This is a genomic window from Streptomyces sp. NPDC049627 (assembly GCF_044465645.1).
In the GTDB taxonomy this organism is placed as follows: Bacteria; Actinomycetota; Actinomycetes; order Streptomycetales; family Streptomycetaceae; genus Streptomyces.
Map to the genome: position 1 here is coordinate 439,270 of NZ_JBITLW010000001.1, position 26,094 is coordinate 465,363.

The window sequence follows — 26,094 nt, forward strand, 5'->3', positions numbered from 1 at the left end:
CGGATACCCGGCGACGACACAGGCGCCGCCGGCTTCGGCGAGACGTGGATACGCACCCTGCGCGAACGCACCAGGGCGGGGTTCGCTGCCCCGCGGCGCGGCGCCACGAGCCGGCCCTCGGTCGCATACACCGCGTCCTGCCCTTCCTCACCCAGGCCCGCGAGGCTGCCCTCGCCGGCGAAGGATCCATGATCCGCTCCTTCAGGTCGGAGCGGTCGAGGATTGGGCGCGGATGCCGCTCGGTCATGGAGTGCCGTTCTTCCCCGGCACCGCGCGCCGTGTGGACCGTCGAGGGAGCAGCACCGGCTCCACGAGCCGGCGCCGGTCCACTCCGCCGCAGGCGTTGATGACAGCGATCAGCAGGTCGACCGCTTCGGCGCCCACCCGGTCGGGGCGGAGGCTGAGGGTGGTGACGGGCGGGGTGGTCGACGCGTAGTCCGGATCGTCGCTGACACAGGCCACCAGCAGATCCCTCGGTACCCGAAGACCGTGGTGCCGAGCGGCGGCGAGGATGTTGTGGCCGGAGTCGGAGTAGACGCCGATGACGGCGTCCGGGCCCGGGTCGCGGTCGAGCAGCCGGCTGACCGCGTCCTGTTCGGCCGTGAAGTAGTCGGGCAGCGTGGCGTACTCCTCCATGAGGGCGGGCACGCGGTGTTCGTCGCACCAGGACCGGTAGGCGCGCTCGATGAGGTGCGGATACGCGTCGTCGTGCAGAGGCAGGGAGAGCCCGATGCGCCGGGCGCCGCGCTCCGTCAGGTGGTCGAGCAGCAGGCACAGGCCTGCTTCGTGGTCGGCGTCCACCCATGCGTCGCACGGATGCGGGTCGGGCGGCCTGCCTTCGCTGATCATCGGTATGCCACGGTCCCGCAGGATGGCCCGCACCGGGTCGTCGGCGCGCGGTGCGACGTGGATGACGCCGTCCATCGGCGTGTTGAGCCACATCCACGGTGACATCGAGCTGGGCATCGCCAGCAGCAGGTAGCCGCGTTCGTGCGCCGCCGCCATGGCGCCCAGCGTCAAGCCGGCGTAGTACGGGATCTCGGTGTACGGGACGGGAAGGTCGCCGTACGTCGTCATGGTCAGGCCGAGCACTCCGGTGCCGCCCCGGGCCAGGGCACGGGCCGTGCTGGCCGGGGCGTAACCGAGTTCGCGTGCCGCGGTCAGCACGCGCTGCCTGGTCGACTCGGCGAGCCGTCCGGTGCCGTTGAGCGCGTTCGACACCGTGGCGGTGGACACGCCTGCTCGTGCGGCCACGGCGCCGAGTGTGGGACGCCGCCAGGCGCGTGAGCTCTCCATGCGCACTCCAACCGCCGCGTGGCCGCTTGTGGCCAAGAACTTGATCACGCAGCGTACCGGCGGGCGACGGTGGCCGGGACCGGTCGCCGGGTGAGGAGTCACGAGATGCCGGTCCTCGACCGGGACATCATCAGGACACGCAGTAATAGATACACTCGCGATTGATCTATTACCGGCGAGGGGGGCATTGTGTCGTTCACGAACGTGGCCGAGGCAGTGGAAGCGTGGATCCATGGCTGGACCGTCTCGCGCGGAGCAGCCGAACCCGCGCCCCAGCCCTGGGGCTTCACCGTTGACGTCGGCCTGCCGGGGCACGTCGTGCGTCACGTCCTGCCCACCACGGACGAAGCGGCCATCCGCAAGATCACCGAGACCACGACCGCAGCCGGCGTGTGGCTGAAGGCACCGGTGCCACCGGAGACGCTCGAGTCCTGGCTCGCGCCCGGTTGGTCGCTCGCCGGAGGACCCGGCTTCCTGATGTCCGCCCCGCTGCGCACTGCCCGCACCGAGGCCCCGACCGAAACCGCCGACGGCTACCGGCTGCGCACCTGGACCCGGGCCGGTATCACCCGCGCCCTGGTCCGCACGCCCGACGGAGCCTTCGCCGCGCGTGGTCAGATCGTCGTCACCGGTGCCACCGCCGTCGTCGACCAGGTCGAGACCGACCCGGCTCATCAGCGCCGCGGTCTGGGACGCCTGGTGATGCGGACGCTCGTCGCCGTCGCCGCCGGAGCGGGCGCCACGACAGGTGTGCTGGCCGCGACGCCGGAGGGACAGGCTCTGTACGAGGCGGCGGATTGGCGCGTACTCGCCCCCCTCACCGGCGCCGTGCGGAGCTGAGACCACGGGGTGTCACGAGGGCGTCGGTCCACCACGCTCCAGCCCATCCCGCCCGTGGGGGTGCGCTCTCGAAGGTGCAGCTGCCGAACTCCTGGACGGACAGCGGCTTTCGGGGTCGCAGGAGGCGCCTGAGACAGAAGAGCAGAAACTCGCGGCCCCCGCTGAAGTGCACGTCGGCGCCCCGGCGTCGGAGCCGCTCGGCGAAGCGCCCGGTCTCGGCGAGGTGGTCGAGGATGAGGATCCCCCGCTCCGGTACATCGCCGAGGGTCGGCTCCAGCTACGCGTTGCGCCCGCGCTCAGCGGCCTCGGCGCTCCAGCCGGTGTCAGGGGTGTCGCCTTCGCCGCCTTCGTGGACGACGCTGCGACAGGTCAGGTCGCGGCGCGGTGGCGTCCGTGTCCCGTGGGCGATCCGGATCATCGCCGCGGCCCTGGTCGTCGGCAGCATCAGGGCGTCGGCCGCCGCCGAAGCCATGGCCAGGAAACGAGCCAGGCTGATGCTCACTGCGCTCTCCTCCCCCTTGGTCCCGCTGCACCGGTACCAGTGTGGGAAGGGGGAGGGCGGCGCGGTGTCGGCAGATGGTCCATGGCTGAGCGACGAAGGTATGCGGCAGGCTAGACAGGCGTCGACGCCGACGGCACGAACGGCGCCCCGTGTCCCGGCACGATCAGCGCCGGGCCGAGGGCCAGGACCTTCTCCCTGGCCTGCCCGGGCATGCCGTCCGCCGAGTCGTCCGCCGTCATGCTCCGGCGGCCTCGATGAACTGTCGAACGGCGCTGCGCGGGTCCCCCGAGCGGACCAGTGCCTCGCCGACCAGTACGACGTCGGCTCCCCAACCGCGGTACTCCGCGACATCCTCCGGGCCCGCCACTCCTGATTCCGCGACCCTGACCGTGCCGTCGGGGATGTCTGTCACGAGGTCGGCGAACACCTTGCGATCCACGTCCAGCGTGGTCAGGTCCCGCGCGTTGATGCCGAGGAGCTCCGCTCCTGCGGCGGCGGCGCGCCGCACTTCGTCGGCCGTGTGGGCCTCCACGAGCGGCGTGAGCCCCAACTCCTTGCACAGCCCGATCAGGTCGGCGAGCTGACCGTCGTCCAGCGACACGACCATGAGAAGCGCGAGATCGGCGCCGTGCGCGCGGGCCTCCCACAGCTGATAGGGGTCGACGATGAAGTCCTTGCGCAGGACGGGCACGTCGACCTGGGCGCGCACGGCGTCCAGATCGGCGAGGGAGCCCCCGAAACGCCTGCCCTCGGTGAGCACGCTGATCGCAGCGGCGCCGCCGGCCGCGTACTGTGCCGCGAGGGATGCGGGGTCGGGGATGTCGGCCAGTGCGCCCTTGCTGGGGCTCTTCCGCTTCACCTCGGCGATGATGGACACCCCTGGCGCGCGGAACGAGGGCAGCGGGTCGATCGCGGGTGCCGCGTCCGCCGCCCGGGAGCGCAGCTCTGCCAACGGCGTCACACGCTTACGCTCCTCCAAGTCCTCGCGAACTCCCGCGAGGATCCCGTCAAGAACGCTCATTGTCGTCTCCCTGTCCAATCATCTGCCGCTGCGGACGCCCTCGGTTCGAGTGAGGCCGTGCATCACCTACGCCCCTCACGCCCAAGGCGTACTCAGAAGAAGGCTATGCGGATCGATCATGGCGTGCGCCCCCGGCCTGCCACGGGGGCGCGCAAGTGGAACTCGCGGGGGATGATCCGTGAAGCGTCGTGATCCCAGGGCCGGCGACCACGGCCGACGGCCGTGGTCGCCGGGTGCCACCCGATACCGCCGCGGTCGGGGCTCAGGCCAGGCCGAACCGCTCGGCGTGCACCTGCCGGTGGGGAACCTTCAGGCTGCGCAGGGAGCTGAGCACGGCCGAGGTCATCGCGGGCGGGCCGCAGACGTACACGTCGCGTTCGGTGATGTCGGGAACCAGGGCACGCAGACCGTCCGCCTCGAACGGCGTGCACCCCTCCCCCGTGCGGCCGGTGAGCAGGTGCAGCCGCCCACCGCGGTCCGCGACCAGGTCCCGCACCTCGTCGATCAGCACGGCGTCCTTCTCGCTGCGCACCCGGTAGAGCACGACGACGTCACCGTCCGGTTCCTCCTCCAGCAGGGCCCGAACCGGCGTGATCCCCACTCCTCCGGCGATCAGCAGTGCGCCGGGCCGCGTTCGATGCACCGAGGTGAACGCCCCGTACGGCCCCTCGACGAACGCGCGGCTCCCGACCGGGACATGCCGCAGGCCGGCGCTGGTGCTGCCGACCGCCTTGGCGGTCAGACGCAACGTACGGCCGTCGGGTGCCGCCGACAGCGAGAACGGATTCGCCAGCCACCAGTGGTTGTGTCCGGGGAACCGCCAGATGCAGAACTGGCCGGCCCTGGCGGGCAGCCTGTCGAGGTGGCGGCCGGTGACGCGCACCGACACCACGTCGTCCGACTCCGCCACCACCTCCGCGACCCGGAATCGGTGATAGGCGTTGCGCCACAGAGGCACGACGATCCGGCCCGTGATCAGGGCGCCGAACGCGAACAGCCACAGGGCCCACCAGTAGATCTTCGCGAACGCGGAAGAGCTGAAGGTCGTGGTCTCCTGCAGTTGGTGGACGAACGCCAGCCCCAACGCCAGGTACAGCAGCAGGTGCAGGCCGTGCCAGGTCTCGTACCGCAGCCGCTGTCTCACATACCGGGCGGAGACCGCGGCGACCACGACGACGATCGCCGCGGCCAGCATCCCGAGCAGGGAGGCCGGCACTCCGGCCAGCGCGAAGAAAGTCTTCGTCATCGACGCGTCATCGAGCCTCGCGAAGCCCAGCACCACCAGCACGGCATGGGTGAGGATGGTCCACAGCAGGGTGAAGCCGACCCATCTGTGCCACAGCGTCAACCGGTCCATGCCGATACGGCGGTCGAGCCACGGCAGCCGGGCCACCAACAGCAGCTGGAACAGGATCAGCACGGCGGCGTGCAGGCCGAAGAACTTGGCGACCGTGAGCACTCCGTTCTGGCCGGTCCCGGCGTCGAGGAACAAGACCTCGACGATCACCAAGTTGACGATGACAAACGTCCACAGCGCCCACCGCGCCGCAACGACCGGAGGTATGGTGCTTTGCCGCACCTGTGAAATCGTCGCCTCCACCGCTTCCCCTCTTGTTCATGTGACGCAGTCGCGCCCGGTACCCGCGAGGTCGCGATGACCCCGGCGTCTTCACCTGATACGGCCCGCTGGTCGAGCGGTATCAGTACCTCATCCGGCGGCCGTCGGTCGGTAGGTTGAGTGATTAAGGCGTTAACCACAAGCCGTCACGGGGCTGTTGAGGCACACATGCCGTGATCGTTCTTCGTGGGGCCCGGCTCGGTGGGGTGTGATCGACGGACTGCACACCAGCAACCAGACATGGGATGTTCAAGAGCCAACGCCGGCCAGAGGCGCTGCGGCGAACAGGCGACCATCCAGGGGCACTTGGCAGCAACCCTCGCAGCATTCGCCCCTGCGCCACCGGTCTCAAATTCCTCTACATTCATGGGATGTTACCGGCGGGATCGTGGTATCTATACGGATGCGCTTGCGAGGCGGGTTAGGGCCGACCCGCTCGGTATGCGCTCCCCCCACCCCCCAACCCGTTCTGCCAGTACGTCAGGCGGCCGCCGACGCCGAAGGGAAGGCGTTGCGGCCGAGCTGCTGGCACGAACGGCGATCCCCCCTGATTCAGCACTCACTCGCAGAAGAGGACGCTGCATGAGAAAGCCTTGGGCTCAGCCCCTGATCACGCTCGCCGCTGTCGCACTCGGGGTGACGGCGGCAGGTGTGACCCCTGCCTCCGCCGCCCCCACCACGCCCTTGCGGGTCATGCCGTTGGGCGACTCGATAACCTGGGGCGTCGGAAGCAGTACGGGCAACGGCTACCGCGGGCCGCTGTGGAACCAGCTCGCGGCGGACGGCCATCCGCTGGACTTCGTGGGCACGGTGCGGAACGGTTCGATGGCCGATCCCGACAACGAAGGCCACTCCGGGTACCGCATCGACCAGATCGCCGCTCTCGCCGACGCCTCGCTGACCCGCTACCGGCCCAACGTCGTGACGCTGCACATCGGCACCAACGACCTCCAAGGAGCCTCCGAGGTCGACAGCGCCATCGCCCGGCTGAGGTCGCTGGTCAACCAGATCACCGCCGACGTCCCTGACGCAACCGTCCTCGTCGCCTCCCTGGTCGTGTCCACCAGCAGCTCGGAGGAGCGGTTCCGGGGCACGTACAACCAGGCCACCCGGCAAATCGTCAGCGACGCACAGGCCGCGGGCAAGCACGTCGCATTCGTCGACATGAGCAGTCTGACCACGGCCGACCTGGCCGACCCCCTGCATCCCAACGACTCGGGCTACCAGAAGATGGCCGACGCCTTCCGCCGTGGTGTCCAGTCCGCGGACAGCGCCGGGTGGCTGAAGAACCCCGCCCCCGCCCCCGCCCGCGTGCAGTCCGGCATCGCCGGCAAGTGCATGGACGTCAACGGCGCCGGCACCGCCGACGGGACCGCCGTCCAGACCTGGAGCTGCGGAGACAGTGCCAACCAGTACTGGTCCGCCTACACCGACGGCACCCTGCGTTCCATGGGCAAGTGCCTCGACGCCGCCGGCGGGGCCACCGCCAACGGCACCAAGGTGCAGACCTGGGCCTGCCACGGCGGCGCCAACCAGGTCTGGCAGCCCTACAACGGCGGCTACCGCAACCCCGCCTCCGGCCGCTGCCTCGACGTTCCGGGCTCCTCCACGACCGACGGCACCCAGCTCGTGCTGTGGGACTGCAACGGCGGCTCCAACCAGAAGTGGACCACTCTGACCGCCGGATGACACCGGCTCCCGGGATCTGGGCCTCTCCTGGCTCGGATCCCGGGAGAACGTGCAAGCGGCTGGGTCGGACAGGTCAGGCCCAGGGGCTGACCACCGTGAAGGAGCTGTCGGCGCGGAACGTGTCGGTGTCCTGGTAGGGGTCCACGCGCAGTGCGTAGTTGTAGTGGCGGACATAGCGGCCGGGGTAGTTGTACGACTCCAGGCGGACGGAACCGGAGGCCGTGCCCGGGCGGGCGCAGTAGGTGGCGTCCTTCTTGAAGGTGTCGGTGCCGTTGCTGCTGTCGAAGCGGATCCGGAAGTCCCAGTGGCGCATATAGCGGCCGGAGGAGTCACGGAAGGAGTAGCAGTTGGCGTCGGCGAGGCCGGGTACGACGGTGAAGGTGGCGCTCTGCTTGACGGCGGTGCTGCTGGAGGTGCTCACCGGGTCGATGTAGCCGAGGCTGTCGGAGCGCACCAAGGCGTACCGGTCGGGGTAGTTGACCGACCGCAGCGACCTGGTGGTGTTGGTGGGCAGGGTGACACCGCCGGAGACCGTCTCCTTCAGCACGGTGGCGTGGCGGATGAAGCCGGAAAGGCCGGGCACCTCGGTGGGCGTGGACCAGGTGGCGAAGTTGTCGTAGCTGTCGCTGTACCAGTACTTCCCGGCGCGGTAGCCGTCGTAGTAGATGCGCCAGCCGCCGTTGTCGAGCTGGACCAGGGCCGGGCCCTCGACCCAGCTGCCGAATCCGGCCCAGTCGCCCGTCTTCCGGATGGTGTAGGGGCCGGTGAGGCTGGAGGCGGTGGCGTACTCGATGTACTTCGTCGTCTCGTTCTTGGTGAACGCGTGGTAGGTGGAGCCGACCTTGACGATGAAGGTGTCGATGTTGTTCGGACCGATGCCGGACAGCTGGGTGGGCGCGGACCAGGTGGTCAGAGCGGAGTTGGTCGCCGTGAGCTTGTAGGGGGTGAAGTTGGTGGCGGTGCTCGCCGTCGTCAGGGAGACGACGATGTTGACGCTGCCGTCGGTGTCGATGAACCACTCGGGCGCCCAGGTACGGGTCAGCCCGCTGATCGGGATCGTGTAGTTGTACAGGAACGTCCAGTTCACCCGGTCGGCGCTCCGGGCGAAACCGATCGTGTTCCCGGTCCAGTTGGTGGTGTAGGTGAGGTAGTAGAAGCCGTCGGTGTGCTTGAAGATGCTGGGGTCCCGGATCAGTCCGGACGGCGGGGTGTAGGCGGGGCCCTTCTGCAGGGTGAATCCGGTGGCGTCCGGCGAGTCGTACACGTACAGGTTGGACTCACTGCTGTTGGTGAACGCCGTCATCGTGTAGCGCGTGGCCTGCCCGGCCGGCGGGGCGGCGGCGGAGGCGGTGCCCAGAAGGGCGGGGACGCCCAACAGAGCCAGCAGCACTGGGCCCAGCAAGGCGAGCAGGGTTCTTACGGTTCTGTTCAACTCTTCCTCCGGGCTCGGCCAGTCCGCTTGGCCGATCGCCGTGATGCGATTGTTCGAAATAGCGACCAGTGTGCGGAACTTCGAGCAGAAGATAAGTTTGAGCCGTGGTTCCGTCAACGTTTCCGGCAAGTTCCGTTCCGGCACATTTCGCGCCGCCCGGGTAGCACAGAAGCCCTACCGTCACACACGTTGACTTCCGCACGGGGCACCCTTTACGTTCAGCGCCGACCCGTCCGGCAATTCGACCCACGTTCGGAATATCGGTCATTCGCGGAGCGGTACCGCCTCCGGAAGGAGCCCCCCCATGCCCCGAACCGCGCGCTTTCACCGCAGTCGAACCGCTGTCTCGGCATCAGCAACAACACCATTACCGACGTTACCGATGGGTCACGGAGGAAGGCGCCGGCCCCGCTTGGCCGTGGAGGGCGCTTTCCGGGCCGTCCCGGTATCTGTGCGAGGCGGTATTTCCCGTCGGAAAACCGCCCCTCGATGCGATGACTTCTGACAAAGGACGGTCCTTGGACATCACCAGACGACAGCTCGGCCGGCTCGCCGCGGTCGGCGCTGGGGCGCTCGTGTTGCCGGGCCTGCTGCCGACGAGCAGGGCGGCGGCGGCCGTACCTCCGGCCGGCACGTGGGGCGATCAGGGTGACGGGACCTACGTCAACCCGATCGTCCCGGGCGACTTCAGCGACTGGGACTGCATCCGGGTCGGTTCCGACTATTACGGCATCACCAGCACGTTCGGATACTCGCCCGGCATGGCCGTCCTGCACTCCAAGGACCTGGTCAACTGGCGCACGCTGGGCGGCGCGGTCGGCGATGTCACCCGGATCGGACCGGAGCTGAACTGGGACCGTATGAACCGCTACGGCCGCGGCGTGTGGGCCGGCGCCATCCGCTACCACGCGGGGCGGTACTGGGTGTACTTCAACACCCCCGACGAAGGCTTCTTCATGACGTCGGCCCCGTCGCCGGCCGGGCCCTGGGACCCGCTGACCGCGGTGTGGCGGACCTCCGGCTGGGACGACCCGTGCCCCTTCTGGGACGACGACGGCCAGGGCTACCTGGTCACCACGCACTACTCGGACGGCTACAAGATCAACCTGTTCAAGCTGTCCGAGGACGGGAAGTCGCTGGTCGGCTCGCCCACGGTCATCCACCAGTCGCCGGGCAGCGAGGCCAACAAGCTGTACAAGATCAACGGTCTCTACTACTACCTGTACAGCGAGGTGAAGTCCGAGGGCCGAGTGCTGATGATGAACCGCGGCTCCAGCCTCTACGGCCCGTTCGAGAACAAGCAGTTGATGCACGTCAACACCTCGGCGGACCGCGAGCCCAACCAGGGCGGGCTGGTGCAGACTCCGGACGGCACCTGGTACTTCGTGACCCACCACGGCCACGGCGACTGGGAGGGGCGCGTGCTGTCCCTGCTGCCGGTGACCTGGGTGGACGGCTGGCCGATCCTGGGCGCGGTGGGCACGGACGGCATAGGCGGCATGGTGTGGACCGGCCGGGTGCCCGCCGGCGGCACGCCCGGTATGCCGGTCGACGCGCTGCCCGCCGTGGTGACCGGCGACCTGTTCACCGACACCCGCCTCAAGCCGCAGTGGGAGTGGTACTACCAGCCGCGCGCCGACCGCTGGTCGCTGACCGAACGCCCCGGCTACCTGCGGCTGAAGGCGTTCGCCCCGCTGGTGGCGAACAACCTGACCAAGGTGGGGAACACCCTCACCCAACGGGTGCTGCGCACGGCCGGCGACGCGACGGTGACCGTCCGCCTCGAACTCGCCGGCCTCGCCGACGGCCAGCACGCCGGACTGTGCCACTACGCCGCCACCTACGCGGGGTTGGGTGTCCGGCGCTCGGGGACCACCACCACGATCGCGCACAACACGGGCGGCACTCTGACCTACGGTCCGGCGATCACACAGAACGCCGTGTGGCTGCGCACCACTTGGGACGTCAACGGAGTCAGCCGGTTCTCCTACAGCCTCGACGGGAGCACGTTCACCCAGGTCGGCGGCACCTACCAGCTCACCTGGGGCGGATACCGCGGCGACCGGATCGGCCTCTACACCTACAACCCGAACGGCACCGGCCACGTCGACGTCGACTCGGTGCAGTACACCATCGCGTCCGCCAAGGCCTACAAGTGCGTCAGCGTGCGCAGCGGCAAGGTCGCCGACGTCTACCGTGCGTCGAGCGCGGACGGCGCCGCCGTGATCCAGTGGCCCGACACCGACGCGTCGAACCAGCACTGGGCCTTCCAGTCCACCGGGGACGGCTACCACACCATCACCTGCGTCCGCAGCGGCAAGGTGCTCGACGTGGCGGGGTCCTCCACGGCGGACGGCGCGGCGGTCGTGCAGATGACCGCCGACGGCCGCACGAGCCAGCAGTGGCAGCTTCGCCCGCAGACCGGCGGCGAGTTCGTCCTGGTCAATCGCAACAGCGGCAAGGTGCTCGACGTCAAGGGAGGCAGCACGGCCGACGGTGTCGCGCTGATCCAGTACCGCGACGTGGGCAGCTCCAACCAGCGCTGGACCTTCCACCGCGTCACCAACTAGGGCCGCACAAGCCCCGTGACGGCTGCACCCGACCGCAGAACGTGTGAGCCGACACACCACCGACCAAGCAATCGCTCTCTCGTCACCGAAAGGTGCAAGATGTCTTCCTTCGTCAGCAGACGGCGTCTCCTGCAGGCAGCCGGGGCCACCGTCGTCGCCTCTGCCACCGGATCCTTCGTCGGGGCATCTCCCGCTCACGCGGCGGCCGTTCCTCCCGCGAGGGCCGACATCGGGGTCTTGGCGCATCCCTTCGAGCTCGGCCAGGTACGGCTCACCGCAAGCCGGTGGCTGGACAACCAGAACCGTACGCAGAACTACCTGCGGTTCGTCGATGTCGACCGGCTGCTGTACAACTTCCGCGCCAACCACAAGCTGTCCACCAACGGCGCGGCCGCCACCGGCGGCTGGGACGCACCAGACTTCCCCTTCCGCACCCACGTCCAAGGGCACGTCCTCACGGCATGGGCACAGCTGTACGCCGTCACCGGGGACACCACCTGCCGGGACAAGGCCACCTACATGGTCGCGGAGCTGGCCAAATGCCAGGCCAACAACAGCGCCGCCGGTTTCAGCGCCGGGTACCTCTCCGGCTATCCCGAGTCCGACTTCACCGCTCTCGAACAGCGGACCCTGACCAACGGCAACGTGCCGTACTACACCATCCACAAGACCCTCGCCGGCCTGCTGGACGTATGGCGCCACATCGGCAGCACACAAGCCCGGGACGTGCTGCTCGCCCTGGCGGGATGGGTGGACTGGCGCACCGGCCGGCTGACCAGCCAGCAGATGCAGACCATGCTGGGAACGGAGTTCGGCGGCATGAACACCGTGCTCACCGATCTCTACCAGCAGACAGGCGACGCGCGGTGGCTCACCGCCGCCCAGCGGTTCGACCACGCCGCGGTGTTCGACCCGCTGGCGGCCAACCAGGACCAGCTCAACGGAATCCACGCCAACACCCAGGTGCCCAAGTGGATCGGGGCGGCCCGGGAGTACAAGGCCACCGGCACCACCCGCTACCGGGACATCGCCACCAACGCCTGGAACATCACCGTCAACGCGCACACCTACGCCATCGGCGGCAACAGCCAGGCGGAGCACTTCCGCGCCCCGAACGCCATCGCCGCCTACCTGAACAAGGACACGTGCGAAAGCTGCAACACCTTCAACATGCTCTCTCTCACGCGGGAGTTGTTCGCGCTGGATCCGAACCGGGCCGCGCTGTTCGACTACTACGAGCGGGCGTGGCTGAACCAGATGATCGGCCAGCAGAACCCGGCCGACAACCACGGCCACGTCACCTACTTCACCTCACTCAACCCGGGAGGCCGACGAGGTGTGGGCCCGGCCTGGGGCGGCGGCACCTGGAGCACCGACTACGGCACCTTCTGGTGCTGCCAGGGCACGGGCCTGGAGATGCACACCAGGCTGATGGACTCCGTCTACTTCCACAGTGACAACACGCTGATCGTGAACATGTTTGTGCCCTCGGTGCTCAACTGGTCGGAGCGCGGCATCACCGTCACCCAGACGACGACATACCCCGTCAGCGACACCACGACCCTGCAGGTCACCGGCAGCGTCGGCGGAACCTGGGCGATGCGCATCCGTATCCCGAGCTGGACCACCGGGGCCACGATCAGCGTCAACGGCACGCCGCAGAACATCACCACCACCCCCGGCAGCTACGCCACCCTGAGCCGCTCGTGGACCTCCGGCGACACCGTCACCGTCCGCCTGCCCATGCGGATCGGCATACGACCGGCCAACGACAACGCGAACGTCGCCGCGATCACCTACGGCCCCGTGGTCCTGTCCGGCAACTACGGCGACACGACGCTCAGTTCCCTCCCGACGCTGAACACGTCCTCCATCAAACGGACCAGCAACACTTCGCTCGCCTTCACCGCCACCGCCAACGGCTCCACCGTCAACCTGGGCCCGTTCCACGACGCGCACGGCCACAACTACACCGTCTACTGGAACACCACCGGCAACACCGTCCGCCTCGCCAACGTGGGCAGCGGTCTCGTGCTGGGCATCCAGAACATGTCCACGGCCGACGGTGGCCGCGCCCTGCAGTGGAACGACTCGGGCACCGCCGACCACAACTGGCAAATGATCACCGACGGAAACAAGGTCCGCTTCCGCAACGCCAACAGCGGCAAGGTCCTCGGCGTCCTGGACATGGCCACGACGGACGGCGCGACCGTCCTGCAGTGGTCGGACAACGGCACCGCCGACCACCGATGGACACTGCTCGACCAGGGAGACGGCACCTACAAGATCCGCAACGAGAACAGCGGCAAGTTGCTCGCCATCGCGAACAACTCCACCGCCGTCGGCGCGTTCGCGGTCCAGGACTCGGACAACGGCACCGCCGACAACCGTTGGCGCATCTTGGTGAACTAGGTCGGTCTGTCGCTGAACTTGGCCGTTCTCCGCCCTCCCGTTCGCTCGGCACTTCGATCATCCATCGGTCCACCGAACACACAGGATTGCGAGATCCCCATGCGCAGCTTAGGTTTCAGTCGCAGACGTCTGTCCGTGGTGCTCGCCGCCGCAGTCGCGGCCCTGGTCGCGTTGGCGGCGATGCTCGTCGCCAACCCGGCTCAGGCGGCCACCAGTGGCGCCTTGCGCGGTGTCGGCTCCGGCCGGTGTCTCGATGTGCCGGGCGCCGGCCAGACCGACGGCACGAACCTGCAGATCTGGGACTGCAATGGCGGGACCAACCAGCAGTGGACGCTGACGGACAGCAACCAGCTGACGGTGTACGGCAACAAGTGTCTGGACGTCCCGGGCCACGCCAACACCGCCGGTACCCGGCCGGTGATCTGGTCCTGCAACGGCGGTACCAACCAGCAGTGGCGGGTGAATTCCGACGGCACGGTCGTCGCCGTGGAGTCCGGGCTGTGCCTGGATGTGTCGGGCGCCGCTACGGCCAACGGCACGGCGGTGCAGCTCTGGGACTGCAACGGCGGCAGCAACCAGAAGTGGACCGGCCTGTCCGGTGGGGGCGGCACATGTGCACTTCCGTCGACGTACCGGTGGACGTCGACGGGTGCGCTGGCGCAGCCGGCGAACGGGTGGAACTCGGTGAAGGACTTCACCAACGTGACGTACAACGGCAAGCACCTGGTCTACGGCTCGAACGTGTCGGGAGGGACGTCGTACGGCTCGATGGCGTTCAGTCCCTTCACCAACTGGTCGGACATGGCGTCGGCCGGCCAGACCGGGATGAGCCAGTCCGCGGTTGCGCCCACGCTGTTCTACTTCGCGCCGAAGAACATCTGGGTGCTGGCCTCCCAGTGGGGTGCCTCGCCCTTCATCTACCGCACCTCCAGCGACCCCACCAACCCCAACAGCTGGTCCGCGCCCCAGCCGCTGTTCACCGGCAGCATCCCCAACGGCGGCCCGCTCGACCAGACCCTGATCGCCGACGACAAGACCATGTACATGTTCTTCGCCGGTGACAACGGCAACATCTACCAGGCGACCATGCCGATCGAGAACTTCCCGGGCAGCTTCGGCTCGTCGTACACGACGGTCATGAGCGACACGAGGGAGAAGCTGTTCGAGGCACCGGAGGTCTACAAGGTCCAGGGCCAGGACCAGTACCTCATGATCGTCGAGGCGATCGGCGCGAACGGGCGCTACTTCCGCTCGTTCACCGCCTCCAGCCTGAACGGTCCGTGGACCCCACAGGCCGCCACCGAGTCCAACCCCTTCGCGGGCAAGGCCAACAGCGGCGCCACCTGGACCAACGACATCAGCCACGGTGACCTGGTCCGCAACAACCCCGACCAGACCAAGACCATCGACCCCTGCAACCTGCAGTTCCTGTACCAGGGGCTGTCCCCCGCCTCCGTCACGCCGGGCATGCCCTACAACGAGCTGCCCTGGCGGCCGGGCGTCCTCACCCTGCAGCGCTGACCCGCGCGCACCCGACCAGAAGCCTGTGACCGTGCCTGCCCGGCACGGTCACAGGCGGCTCTCGCTCTGTCTCCCAGGAAGGAATCCTGCATGGCTCCCAGGCACAGACAACTGCTGCGTCTCCTCGCAGCCACCGCACTGACGCTCACCACCTGCGTCACGGCCTCCGCCGGCACGACCGCCGAGGCCGCACCGGGCAGCCCGGCGCTGACCCCGCCGCTGGGCTGGAACAGCTGGAACAGTTTCGGGTGCGGCATCACCGAGGCGCAGGTCCGCGAGGCCGCCGACGCCATGGTGAACTCGGGTATGCGCGATGCCGGCTACCGGTACGTCGTCGTCGACGACTGCTGGTTCGACCCGCAGCGTGACAGCGCGGGCAACCTGCGGGCCAACCCGACCAAGTTCCCGAGCGGGATGAAGGCGCTCGGCGACTACATCCACAGCAAGGGCCTGAAGTTCGGCATCTACCAGGCGCCCAACGAGAAGACGTGCGCGCAGGGCGTGGGCACTTACCCCGGGTCCACGGGCAGCAAGGGCCACGAGGCCCAGGACGCCAAGATGTTCGCCTCATGGGGCGTGGACTACCTCAAGTACGACTGGTGCTCCGGCAGCGGCACCCGTGACGAGCAGATCGCACAGTTCACCATCATGCGTGATGCCCTGCGCGCCACCGGGCGGCCGATCGTCTACAGCATCAACCCGAACAGCTTCCACGCGATCACGGGCGACAAGTACAACTGGGGTGAGGTCGCCGACCTGTGGCGGACGACCGAGGACCTGCTCGACATCTGGCAGAACAACAACACCAACAGCTACCCCATGGGTGTGGGCAACGTCCTCGACGTCACCGCCCCCCTGGCGGCTCAGTCGGGTCCGGGACACTGGAACGACCCGGACATGCTGGTCGTCGGCCGCCCCGGCCTGTCCCTGACCGAGTCCCGTTCCCACTTCGCCCTGTGGTCGCTGATGAGTGCCCCGCTCATGGCCGGCAACGACATCCGCACCATGTCCCCCGACGTGAGCGCCATCCTGCGCAACCCACGCCTCCTCGCGGTCAACCAGGACACCCTCGGCGCGGGCGGACGCCGGGTCCGCGACGACGGCAGCACCGAAATATTCGCCAAACCCCTGTCCGACGGCTCCGTCGCCGTCGGCCTGTTCAACCGCGGAAGCGGAACCGCGACCATCACCACCACGGCCGCGCAAGTCGGCCTGTCCGGCGGCTCGTTCACCCTCACCGACCTGTGGACCGGCGGCACATCGACCACCTCCGGCCAGATATCGGCCAGCGTCCCCGCACACGGCGTCGCCGTGTTCAAGGTGAGCGGCGGCAGCCCGCTGGCCTCCACCACCGCCCGCCTGCGCGGCACCGGCTCCGGCCGCTGCCTGGACGTCGACAACGCCTCCACCGCGGCCGGGACCAAGACGCTGATCTGGGACTGCCACACGGCCGCCAACCAGATGTGGACCACCTGGGCCGGCGGCGAGATCCGCGTCTACGGCGACAAGTGCCTGGACGCCTCCAACCAAGGCACCACCAACGGCACACCGGTCATCATCTGGCCCTGCAACGGCCAGGACAACCAGAAGTGGACCACGCAGGCCGACGGATCGATCCGCAACGTCCACGCAGGACTGTGCCTCGACGTCAACGGCGCCGCCACCGCCAACGGCACCCCGCTGGTCCTGTGGACCTGCAACGGCCAGAACAACCAGAAGTGGACCACGCTCCCGTAAACCGCCACCCCGCCGCACAAGCAGATGTCCGATCGGAAGAGGGCAGTCCCCGCAGCAAACCAAGCTGCGGGGACTGCCCCTTCTGCGCCGGCGTCGGTGCAGGCGTCGACCGTCGTCGGGATCGTCAGACGGCGATGATCTGCCACTGCTGCCGCGTCAGTGACGCGTACGGCTGCTGCTCGATGTTGGCTCCGTCGGCGGTGCTGCCCTCGTCGACGGCGAGGCAGAGCCCGCTGTAGCGGTTGATGAGGAAGTAGTAGCCGTCACCGGTGGGCGTGACGGCCCAGTGCTGCTGGGGGGCGCTCGCGTCCGACCAGATGCCGACGTTGCCGCCGTCGGCGCGGGAGAGACCCGCGACCTCCATGAGCTTGCCGCTGTTCACACCCTTGATCTTGTAGTAGCCGTCGCCGGTGTTGGTGAAGGTCCACTTCTGGTTCGCCTTGTTGAGCCACGGCCACTGGAGGACGTTGGTGTTGTTCGCGGTGCCCCCGCCCTCCACGTCGGCGACCTTGCCGCTGTGCCGGGCGACCAGCCGGTAGACGGTGCCGTCGCCGGGCAGTGTGGTGGAGACCAGGGCCGGCTTGGCCGTCCGGCCGCCGATCCTGACGCCGCCCATGTTGGCGTATCCGCCGGTGGCCGCGTTGGCCCGGATCCGTACGAAGCCCACGTTCCGGGCGGGCCACTCGACCACCTTGGTGGCGCGGTTGGCGGCCCAGGTGCCGGTGGCGACCTGGGTGAAGTTCGTGCCGTCGGTGCTGGTGGAGATGGTGTACGAGGTGATGTCCCCGTCGGTGGTGTCGGTGCGGCCCCACTGCTTGGGCAGGTATTCCAGGGTGGAGACATTGCTCCACACCCCGCCCAGATCGATCGTGATCGAGTGAGGCAGGGGCGAGGGCAGTCCCCACGTCGACCAGCAGGTCTCGTAGCCCCTGTCACTCAACCCGTCGATGGCGTTGAGCGGTCCCTCGCGGTCGCGGAATCCGGTCGCGTAGGCGCTGACGGGCGTCACGGGGTGCTCGGCGCGGAGTATCTGGGTCGGCAGTGGTGGCCTGGAGGTGTCGGGGCTCCAGGCCGCCCCGACTTCGGCGAGCCGGTTGACGATGTTGGTGTCCAGCCTGCCGTTGCGGTTGGGCGGGCAGTTGAGGATGAACGAGGTGTACTTCGGTTCCAGGTCCGCCAGGTGGGCCAGGATGGCGTCCTTGCTCATCGGGTCCTCGATCGGCGTGTGCGGATGCCAGAACCAGCCATTGCTGATCGTCTGCCCCTGCGTGGCGGCGTAGGTGTTCCCGGCCGGCGACGAGACGCCCAGCGGCTCCTCGAAGTAGATCGCGTCGCCGAGCCACGGCACCGACAGCGCACCGTGGTCGATCATGACGATGTCCGGCTGGAGCGACTTCACGTGCTCACGGATCCGCTGGTAGGAGACGGCCTGCTGGCCCATCTGCCACGCGTAACCGTCGGTGACGAACATGTCGATGGTGCCGTAGTTGGTGAGCAACTCGGTGATCTGACCGAGGATGAAGGTCATGTCGCTGGGCTGGATGGCATCGGTGATCTCGAGCCCGGACACCTTGTGCCGGCTCTCCCACGCCTCGACGCCGAAGGTGCGGTCCCAGATCGAGTAGTAGAACCCGACCCTCAGCCCCTTCGCCCGGAAGGCGTCACAATACGCCTTCACCACGTCCTGCTTGTAGGAGCTGTTCGCGACGTTCTGGGTGCCGTAGGCGCTCGGCCACAGGGCGAAGCCGTCATGGTGCTTGGTCGTCAGGATGCCATAGCTCATCTTCGCCGCCGCGGCGGCGGCCGCCCACTGGGCACAGTCCACGGCCGTGGGCGCGAACAGGGCGGGGTCCTGGTTCGGGGCGGCCCACTCCTGGTTGGTGAACGTGCCCAGGCTGAAGTGGTTGAACATGCCGAACCGCATGTTCACCAGCTTTTCCAGGTTGGTCTGGGGGTCCGCGGCGGCCGCCTCCGCGACCAGAGGGGACAACCCGGGGATCACGGGCACCGCGGTCGCGGCCACCGCGGCACCCGCGGCGCCCAGCAACGTGCGACGGGACAGTCTTCTGTCTGACGACATGGGCGTACTCCCGGTTGCGGGTGGATTTGATGTGTCGAGGAATTCAGCGGCGTCAGGAGACGGTGAACAGCTGGTGGTCGGCGCCGTCGAAGGGGCGTTGCTCCAACTGGTCGCCCTGGGCGCTGCCCGCGGTGAGGTAAAGACCGCTGTGGCGGTTGAGCAGCCGGATACGGCCGTTGCCCGCGTCTTCCGCCAGCCATTCGTCGTTGGTGTTCGCGTTGGCTTCGTACGTGTACTGGACGGCCTTCGCGCCCGCGTCGCGGGAGGCCCACCGGATGACGACGTCCTTGCCACTCGCCTGGTTGACGATCCGCGTGTATCCGTCGCCCAGGGGCACGAACGCGAAGCGCTGGTTGGTGCCGCCGGTGCTGGTCCAGCGGATGATCGCGGCGTCGTTCGCGAGGCTCGCGCCCTTCACGTCGAGTACGTGGCTGCTGCCGGCGACGGTGACCGTGCGGTTCCCGGTCGGGATGGCCGGAACCTTGGTCAGCCTGACCACATGGCCGCCGTTGGCCACCGCCGGGATGCTCAGCGTGTCGCCGGCCTGGATGACCTTGCTGGTACGGGTCAGACCGTTGGAGCCGTCGGTGATGATCTCCGCGTGCCAGGTACCGGAGCCGAGGAACGTGGTCGGGTAGCTGATGGTGGTGGCGCCGCCGCGCCGGAAAGCCCCGACGAACCACCGGTCGCCGTTGCGGCGCGCGATGACCCCTCCGGCGAGCGGGTCGCCGGAGACGTACTTCGTCTCGTCCCACACGGTGGGCAGCATGCGCAGCCACCGCTGTGCCTCGGGCCGGGCCTCGTAGTCCGAGATGCGGCTGCCGGGCAGCATGATGCCGCTGTCCAGGAGTACGCCGAGGGCGAGTTCGGCGGCGTCGCTGTTCGGGTTGCGCTGTTGGAAGCTCATCGGCGAGTAGTCGGCCGGGCCCAGTACGCCGCGAGTGAACGGCAGCGCGGCCACGTGCCCGATGTCCCGGCCGCCGGGGTATTCCTCGCCCCGGACGGCCTCGTTGGTCAGCACGTGCGGCCAGGTGCGGTGGACACCGACGGACAGGCGCGAGCCGTGCAGGTCGACCATCAGCTTGTACCGGGCGGTGTCGGCCAGGGCCGCGTCGTACCACTGCTGACGGGCCCGGGTCTCCGAACCCATGAAGTCCATCTTGACGCCGACGACACCCCACCCGGTGATCTTGGTGAACTGGGCGTCCCGCTCGGCGGCGGTGTCCAGGTCCTGCCAGTGGTACCAGAGCATGATCCGCACGCCGCGGTCCCGGGCATAGGCCACGAGCTCGGGAATGATCGCCTGGTTGTCCTTCCACCCGTCGTCCACCAGGAGATAGGGCCAGCCCTGCGAGGAGGCGTAGTCGGCCCACTGCTTGAGCTTGGTCAGGTCGCGCTGGGTGTCCCACATGCCGTCCAGCCACGGCCACGCGGCGACACCCGGCTTGATCCACGAGGTGTCGGAGATCTTCGACGCGGGCGCGACGTCGTCGACCAGCGTGGACTCCACGACCGTCGCCGTGCTGCCGATGGCGGCGGTGCGCCACGCCGTGGTGAACGCGCCGGACCGCACGACCTGCGAGTCGGCCAGGGCGACGGTGAACCGGCCGGTGCCCTGGGTGTGGGTGAACTGGCCACCCGAGTAGTCGCCGTCCACACCGGACTCGGCGAGCAACACCCGGGCGCCGTTGGTCTGCTGGGCGAACATGCCCATGTCGTAGGAGCCCGTCGGGACGTCGGCGACCGCAGAGGTCGCATAACCCCGCTCGTGATCGGGACTGAACACCTGCCGGGACAGCTGGGCGTCCGTGGGCAGTTCGAACGACGTCGCCTCTCTCAGCACCGTCGCACCCGACGGCAGCTCGTAGCGCAGCGCCATACCGTCCGCGGACGTGCGGACATGCACGGTCATCTGCGCGGAGCCCTTCGCGAACACCAGCCTCGTCTCGGTCGCGGACCGCGTCCGGACGCGGGACTTCCCCGCCATGACCTCGTAGTTGTAGGAGATGGGCGTGTCCGTGCGTCTGACGAACTCCAGTCCGGTGGTGAAGTCGGCCTGGCTGGTCACCAGCCCGATCGGAGCGGGTATCAGGGCTTGGCGGCAGTTCCAGGTCGCGCCGAGCGAGAGGGCGCCGTTCGCGTCCAGGGCCACGGTGGCGCGCACGCCGTCGCAGCCGGTCTGCGCGACACCGGGCTGGACCAAGGTCCAGCTTCCCGGCGTGGCGGCGGACGCGGGCACCGCAGTGACCGAGCCCAGGCCGGCGAGGACGGCGGCGGCCGCACCGGCGACTCGAATCCCGCTTCGGTGGAGGAGTTTCATGCGGTGGCCTTCCGGGTGGTTACAGGGGGGGTCCGCCGCGGATCACTCGCGCCGGGAGTCGCAGGGAGATTGCCGTTACATCCCATCACTGTCAAGGGACCAGTCCGCAATTGATCGGAGTTACCGGGCAGTTAGGACTTACGGTCCGACCTTTTATGGGATGTCTGGCGTGCCGGATGTATTGACGCCGCCCGCTTCCCCCACTTACTGTCAGCCGACCCTACGAACATTGTTCGATATATCGCACAGCTTGTGCTGCAACGAGTCGGGTACGGCGCTTCCCGGCCCGACGCGGGGCCCCACCCGGGCGACAGCCGTGGCTCAGCCGCACACGGCGGACCCGCCGTTGCCCGGATCCCTTCGCCCGCCACCTCGCTTTCCCCCTGGCCCGACGGTGGCACCCGCACAACGACGGGAGATCCACATGTCCGCGCTTCGCGCCCGGCTGACGGTGATATTGCTCGCCGTCAGCCTCCTCTTCACAGGCCACGCCCTGACCACACCCGAGCGGGCGGCCGCCGCCGACCCCGGCTACCTGATGGTGCACTTCACCGGCGACTCCGCGACCGGCCAGATGTTGTACCTCGCGCACAGCACGGACGGACTGCGCTGGAACGACCTCAACGGCGGAGCGCCGGTCCTCAACTCCAAGATCGGCACGAAGGGCGTACGCGACCCCGCACTGGTGCGCTCCCCCGACGGCACCAAGTACTGGATCATCGCGACCGACCTGTGCATCCGCTGCGGCTCCACGTACACCAACGGCAGCCCCAGCTTCGTGGTGTGGGAGTCGACCGACCTGGTGACCTGGTCCAAGCCGTGGCTGCTCAACGCCGCCGGACTGATCCCCGGCGGCCGCAACGCCTGGGCGCCCGAGGCCGTCTGGAACCCCGAGACCAACGATTACGTCCTGTACTGGGCGACGAACGCCACCGTGAACGGCGTGTTCAAGTACCGCATCTACTACGCCCGCACCAAGGACTTCCGCACCATCACCACCCCGCGGATCTGGATCGACCCCCCCGGCAGCACGCCGGTCGTCGACACCCAGATGACCGAGGTGCCCGCCGGCACCGGCCCCTACCGCTACGTACGGGTCTCCGGCGACAACCAGAACACGGTCGAGGGCAGCAACTCGATCCTGGGGACGTGGACCAAGCTCGGCGACCTCTCCAGCATCGGCCTCACCGGCAATGTGGTCGAAGGCCCGGTCTGGATGAAGTTCAGGGACCGCGACGAGTGGGCCCTCTACATCGACTACAACAACCCGCAGGGCGTGCGCGAATACCGGCCGGTCCTGACGACCGACCCGTTCGACGTCGGCACCTACCGGCTTCAGGACGCGGCAAGCTACGACATGGGCGGCACCCCGAAGCGCCACGGCGCGATCACGACCCTCACGGCCGCCGAGGAGAGCCGCGTGCTCGCCCGCTGGCCCAACACCCCCGCCCAGCGGCTGCAGTCCTTCAACTTCCAGGACCGCTACGTGCGCCACACCAACTTCGACGTACGCATCGATCCCGACGTCAGCCCAGCCGAGGACGCCCAGTTCCGGCTGCGGCCCGGACTGGCCGGCACCGGCACCGTCTCCTTCGAGTCGGTGAACATGCCCGGCTACTTCCTGCGCCACGCCAACTACGACTTCCAACTCGTCCACAACGACGGCAGCAGCCAGTTCGCCGCGGACGCCACCTTCCGGAAGGTCGCCGGACTCGCCGACTCCACCTGGTCCTCGTTCCAGTCCTACAACCACCCCGACCACTACATCCGCCACTACGCCTACCAACTCCGCCTCGACCCGATCACCACCGCGACAGGACGCAGCGACGCCACCTTCCGCGTGACGAACTGACCCGACACCTGGGGCTCGTCGACACGCACGTCACACCCATCCCGCGAAGGAGTTGTCATGATCAAGCCACCATGGATACGCAGCGTCAGACGCGCGCTGCTGGCGGTCGGTGCCACCGCCGCGCTCGCCGCCGGACTGCTCACCGCCACGGCCACCACCTCGCAGGCCGCCACCCAGGGGCCGTGCGACATCTACGCCGCGGGCGGCACCCCCTGCGTCGCCGCGCACAGCACCACTCGCGCCCTGTACGGGGCGTACAACGGCCCGCTGTACCAGGTCAAGCGCGCCTCCGACAACACGACCAAGGACATCGGGCTGCTGAGCGCCGGCGGATACGCCGACGCCGCCGCGCAGGACTCCTTCTGCGCGGGCACCAGCTGCGTCATCACCGTCATCTACGACCAGTCCGGCAAGGGCAACAAGCTCACCCAGGCGCTCAGGGGCCACTGGCCAGGGCCGGCCGAGGGTGGGAACGACAACCTGGCCAACGCCTTCGAGGCACCGGTCACCGTCGGCGGGCACAAGGCGTACGGCGTCTACGTCGCCCCGGGCACCGGCTACCGGAACAACAACACCAACGGCATCGCGACGGGCGACCAGCCCGAGGGCATGTACGCGATCTTCGACGGCACCCACTTCAACGGCGGCTGCTGCTTCGACTACGGCAACGCCGAGACGACCGGCAACGACGACGGCAACGGCACCATGGAGGCCCTCTACTTCGGCAACAGCAAGGGCTGGGGCTGGGGCAGCGGTCCCGGCCCCTGGGTCATGGCCGACCTGGAGAACGGTCTGTTCTCCGGGGTCAACCGCGGATTCAACGCGGGCGACCCGACCGTCAACCACCGGTTCCTGACCGCCATGCTCAAGGGCGGCCCGAACAAGTGGGCCATCCGCGGCGGCAACGCCCAGTCGGGCGGCCTGTCCACCTTCTACAACGGCGTACGTCCCAACGCCGACGGCTACAACCCGATGAAGAAGCAAGGCGCGATCATCCTCGGCATCGGCGGCGACAACAGCAACACCGGCCAGGGCACCTTCTACGAAGGCGTCATGACCCAGGGCTACCCCTCGGACGCCACCGAGAACGCCGTACAGGCCAACATCACCGCCGCCGGCTACAACAGCGGCTCGACCAGCACCGGTTCACTGACACCCGGCTCCCGGATCTCGCTGCGGGCCACCACCTCGCCCTGCTGCACCTCGCACTATCTGCGCCACAACGACGCGGACACCAAGGTCGTCATCTCCAGCATCAACTCCTCCAGCCCGGCCACCGACAAGGCCGACGCCACCTGGATCGTCCGCGCCGGCCTGGCCAACACGTCCTGCCTGACCTTCGAATCCGCCAACCATCCCGGCCAGTTCCTGCGCCACGCCAACTACCAGCTCCATCTGAACTTCGACACCGGCGGCAGTTCGTTCGCGAAGGACGCCACCTTCTGCCCCACCGCGGGCAACAGCGGGGTCGGCACCTCCTTCCAGTCCGTGAACTTCCCGACGAAGTACATCCGCCACTACAACTTCACCGGCTACATCGCGAGCAACGGCGGTACCAACGCCTGGGACGCCACGAGGTCGTGGGCCCAGGACACCAGTTGGCTCACCGCATCTCCGTGGAGCTGACGAGGACCGAACCCGTGGGCGCCTGAGGGCCGGCCGCTCACCGGTTCGGGACGGAGTATGGGGATGCCGGCGCTCTCCCGGAGGCGCCGGCATCCCTTTCGGTGCGGGTCAGTTCGTCACGCGGAAGGTGGCGTCGCTGCGTCCCGTCGCGGTGGTGATGGGGTCGAGGCGGAGTTGGTAGGCGTAGTGGCGGATGTAGTGGTCCGGGTGGTTGTAGGACTGGAACGAGGACCAGGTGGAGTCGGCGAGGCCGGCGACCTGGCGGAAGGTGGCGTCGGCGGCGAACTGGCTGCTGCCGTCGTTGTAGGCGAGCTGGAAGTCGTAGTTGGCGTGGCGCAGGAAGTAGCCGGGGTAGTTGACCGACTCGAAGGAGACGGTGCCGGTGCCGGCCAGGCCGGGCCGCAGCCGGAACTTGGCGTCGTCGTCGGTGATGTTCTGGTCGATGCGTACGTCGAAGTTGGTGTGGCGCACGTAGCGGTCCTGGAAGTTGAAGGACTGCAGCCGCTGGGCCGGGGTGTTGGGCCAGCGGGCGAGCACACGGCTCTCCTCGGCGGCCGTCAGGTTCATGATCCAGCCGTGGCGCTTCTTGGTGCCGCCCATGTTGTAGCTGGTCGACGCCAGTTTCTGGTACGCGGCGGGGTTGGACGGGTCGGTCGTCACGACCGGCATGTAGCCGCCGCTCGTGGCGTACTGGTCGAGGTAGAGGGCCCACTTGTTGGTGCCGTTGAACTTCATCCACATCGGGCCCTCGACCTGCGAGCCCGTCAGGCCGATGCCGGAGAGGTCACCGAGCCTGGTCCAGGTGCCGAGGATCGAGTTGCTGCCTTCGAGGGTGATCTGGCCGTCGCCGGAGGCCCGCACGTAGCGGTAGGTGCCGACGCCGGCCGGCACCTCGATGATCTGGGTGTCGATGATCTCCTGCGTCCCCGGGCGGTCGATGTAGATCTGCGGAGTGGTGATGGTACGGAAGTCGCTGGTGCGGGCGTAGAAGATGCGGTGCTTCGTCTTGCCGTCGAGGGGCACGTTCGTCGCCCAGTACAGGACGTAGTCGTTGGTGGCCGGGTTCCAGATCGCCTCGGGCGCCCAGGCGTTGCGTCCGTCGGGGATCGCGCCGGCGACGTTGAGCAGCCACGGCTCGGACCAGTTGATCAGGTCCGTCGACTCCCACACCACCAGATTGCGGCTGCCGTCGTTGATGGACTGACTCCACGTCTGCCCGCAGCTGATGCACAGGTCGGTCGCGATGATCCAGTACTTGCTGCCGTCGGGGGATCTCACCAGTGCGGGGTCACGCACCCCCTTCGTGCCGACCGTGGAGCGAAGGACCATGCCTCCGCCGTTGAGGTCGTTCCAGTGCAGACCGTCGGTGCTGTGCGAGAGGTACATCTGCTGGTTGGTCGCCCCCTCACCGGTGAAGTGCACCATCAGGTAGCCGGGGTCGGCGGCGGCGGCCCGGTCCGGTGCGGTCAGGACTTGGCCTGTGAGGAGCAGGCAGGCGGCGACCAGTATCGCCGCCAGCCGGGAGACAAGCGTGCGCATGTACCTCTCCTGTCGTTCTGCGGATGCCACCACGGGTGA

The 26,094-nt window shown here is 68.3% G+C and carries 17 protein-coding genes; 8 read left to right on the forward strand and 9 right to left on the reverse strand.

Annotated features, from left to right (window positions below):
• Window positions 1-243 precede the first annotated feature (243 nt).
• A complete protein-coding gene (locus ACIBU0_RS02040; protein ID WP_398810223.1) occupies window positions 244-1,254 on the reverse strand; it encodes a LacI family DNA-binding transcriptional regulator in 1,011 nt (336 codons plus the stop codon).
• 231 nt (window positions 1,255-1,485) lie between these two features.
• On the opposite strand from ACIBU0_RS02040, the gene ACIBU0_RS02045 reads away from it, so the two are divergent.
• Window positions 1,486-2,136, forward strand: a complete 651-nt coding sequence (locus ACIBU0_RS02045; protein ID WP_398810226.1) for a GNAT family N-acetyltransferase — start codon at window positions 1,486-1,488, stop codon at window positions 2,134-2,136.
• Between the two features lie 277 nt (window positions 2,137-2,413).
• Here ACIBU0_RS02045 and ACIBU0_RS02050 read toward each other — a convergent pair whose 3' ends face one another.
• The 4 genes from ACIBU0_RS02050 to ACIBU0_RS02065 form a co-directional block, all read right to left on the reverse strand.
• Complete coding sequence (locus ACIBU0_RS02050; RefSeq protein ID WP_398810229.1) at window positions 2,414-2,638, reverse strand: hypothetical protein; 225 nt, start codon at window positions 2,636-2,638, stop codon at window positions 2,414-2,416.
• Window positions 2,639-2,748: 110 nt separating this feature from the next.
• A complete protein-coding gene (locus tag ACIBU0_RS02055) occupies window positions 2,749-2,877 on the reverse strand; it encodes a hypothetical protein (protein ID WP_398810232.1) in 129 nt (42 codons plus the stop codon).
• On the reverse strand, window positions 2,874-3,659 hold the full coding sequence (gene trpC, locus ACIBU0_RS02060) for an indole-3-glycerol phosphate synthase TrpC (protein ID WP_398810235.1): 786 nt from the start codon (window positions 3,657-3,659) through the stop codon (window positions 2,874-2,876). The genes ACIBU0_RS02055 and trpC overlap by 4 nt, the downstream gene beginning before the upstream one ends.
• A 262-nt stretch (window positions 3,660-3,921) precedes the next feature.
• Complete coding sequence (locus tag ACIBU0_RS02065) at window positions 3,922-5,238, reverse strand: ferric reductase-like transmembrane domain-containing protein (protein WP_398810238.1); 1,317 nt, start codon at window positions 5,236-5,238, stop codon at window positions 3,922-3,924.
• Between the two features lie 621 nt (window positions 5,239-5,859).
• Here ACIBU0_RS02065 and ACIBU0_RS02070 point away from each other — a divergent pair.
• Window positions 5,860-6,966: a ricin-type beta-trefoil lectin domain protein gene (locus tag ACIBU0_RS02070; protein ID WP_398810240.1), complete on the forward strand. Its 1,107-nt coding sequence runs from the start codon at window positions 5,860-5,862 to the stop codon at window positions 6,964-6,966.
• Window positions 6,967-7,039: 73 nt separating this feature from the next.
• On the opposite strand, the gene ACIBU0_RS02075 is transcribed toward ACIBU0_RS02070, so the two are convergent.
• Window positions 7,040-8,398, reverse strand: coding sequence for a glycoside hydrolase family 43 protein (locus ACIBU0_RS02075; RefSeq protein WP_398810243.1), 1,359 nt, complete (start codon window positions 8,396-8,398; stop codon window positions 7,040-7,042).
• Between the two features lie 518 nt (window positions 8,399-8,916).
• Here ACIBU0_RS02075 and ACIBU0_RS02080 point away from each other — a divergent pair.
• From ACIBU0_RS02080 to ACIBU0_RS02095, 4 genes are all read left to right on the forward strand, one after another.
• Window positions 8,917-10,968: a family 43 glycosylhydrolase gene (locus tag ACIBU0_RS02080; protein ID WP_398810246.1), complete on the forward strand. Its 2,052-nt coding sequence runs from the start codon at window positions 8,917-8,919 to the stop codon at window positions 10,966-10,968.
• Between the two features lie 99 nt (window positions 10,969-11,067).
• On the forward strand, window positions 11,068-13,380 hold the full coding sequence (locus ACIBU0_RS02085; protein ID WP_398810248.1) for a beta-L-arabinofuranosidase domain-containing protein: 2,313 nt from the start codon (window positions 11,068-11,070) through the stop codon (window positions 13,378-13,380).
• Window positions 13,381-13,479: 99 nt separating this feature from the next.
• The gene (locus ACIBU0_RS02090) at window positions 13,480-14,901 is read left to right on the forward strand and encodes a non-reducing end alpha-L-arabinofuranosidase family hydrolase (protein WP_398810251.1); all 1,422 of its coding nucleotides are present in this window, start codon (window positions 13,480-13,482) and stop codon (window positions 14,899-14,901) included.
• Between the two features lie 90 nt (window positions 14,902-14,991).
• Window positions 14,992-16,638 carry a glycoside hydrolase family 27 protein gene (locus ACIBU0_RS02095; RefSeq protein WP_398810254.1) on the forward strand — a complete coding sequence of 549 codons (1,647 nt, stop codon included), beginning with the start codon at window positions 14,992-14,994 and terminating at the stop codon, window positions 16,636-16,638.
• A gap of 124 nt (window positions 16,639-16,762) precedes the next feature.
• On the opposite strand, the gene ACIBU0_RS02100 is transcribed toward ACIBU0_RS02095, so the two are convergent.
• Complete coding sequence (locus ACIBU0_RS02100; RefSeq protein WP_398810257.1) at window positions 16,763-18,718, reverse strand: RICIN domain-containing protein; 1,956 nt, start codon at window positions 18,716-18,718, stop codon at window positions 16,763-16,765.
• Window positions 18,719-18,770: 52 nt separating this feature from the next.
• A complete protein-coding gene (locus ACIBU0_RS02105; RefSeq protein WP_398810260.1) occupies window positions 18,771-21,038 on the reverse strand; it encodes a glycoside hydrolase family 97 catalytic domain-containing protein in 2,268 nt (755 codons plus the stop codon).
• Between the two features lie 424 nt (window positions 21,039-21,462).
• On the opposite strand from ACIBU0_RS02105, the gene ACIBU0_RS02110 reads away from it, so the two are divergent.
• Complete coding sequence (locus ACIBU0_RS02110; RefSeq protein ID WP_398810263.1) at window positions 21,463-22,890, forward strand: glycoside hydrolase family 43 protein; 1,428 nt, start codon at window positions 21,463-21,465, stop codon at window positions 22,888-22,890.
• Window positions 22,891-22,947: 57 nt separating this feature from the next.
• Entirely contained in the window at window positions 22,948-24,516 is a 1,569-nt protein-coding gene (locus tag ACIBU0_RS02115; protein ID WP_398810265.1) for an alpha-L-arabinofuranosidase B, read from the forward strand.
• A 108-nt stretch (window positions 24,517-24,624) separates the two neighbouring features.
• Here ACIBU0_RS02115 and ACIBU0_RS02120 read toward each other — a convergent pair whose 3' ends face one another.
• Window positions 24,625-26,055, reverse strand: a complete 1,431-nt coding sequence (locus ACIBU0_RS02120; protein WP_398810268.1) for a glycoside hydrolase family 43 protein — start codon at window positions 26,053-26,055, stop codon at window positions 24,625-24,627.
• Window positions 26,056-26,094: the final 39 nt, after the last annotated feature.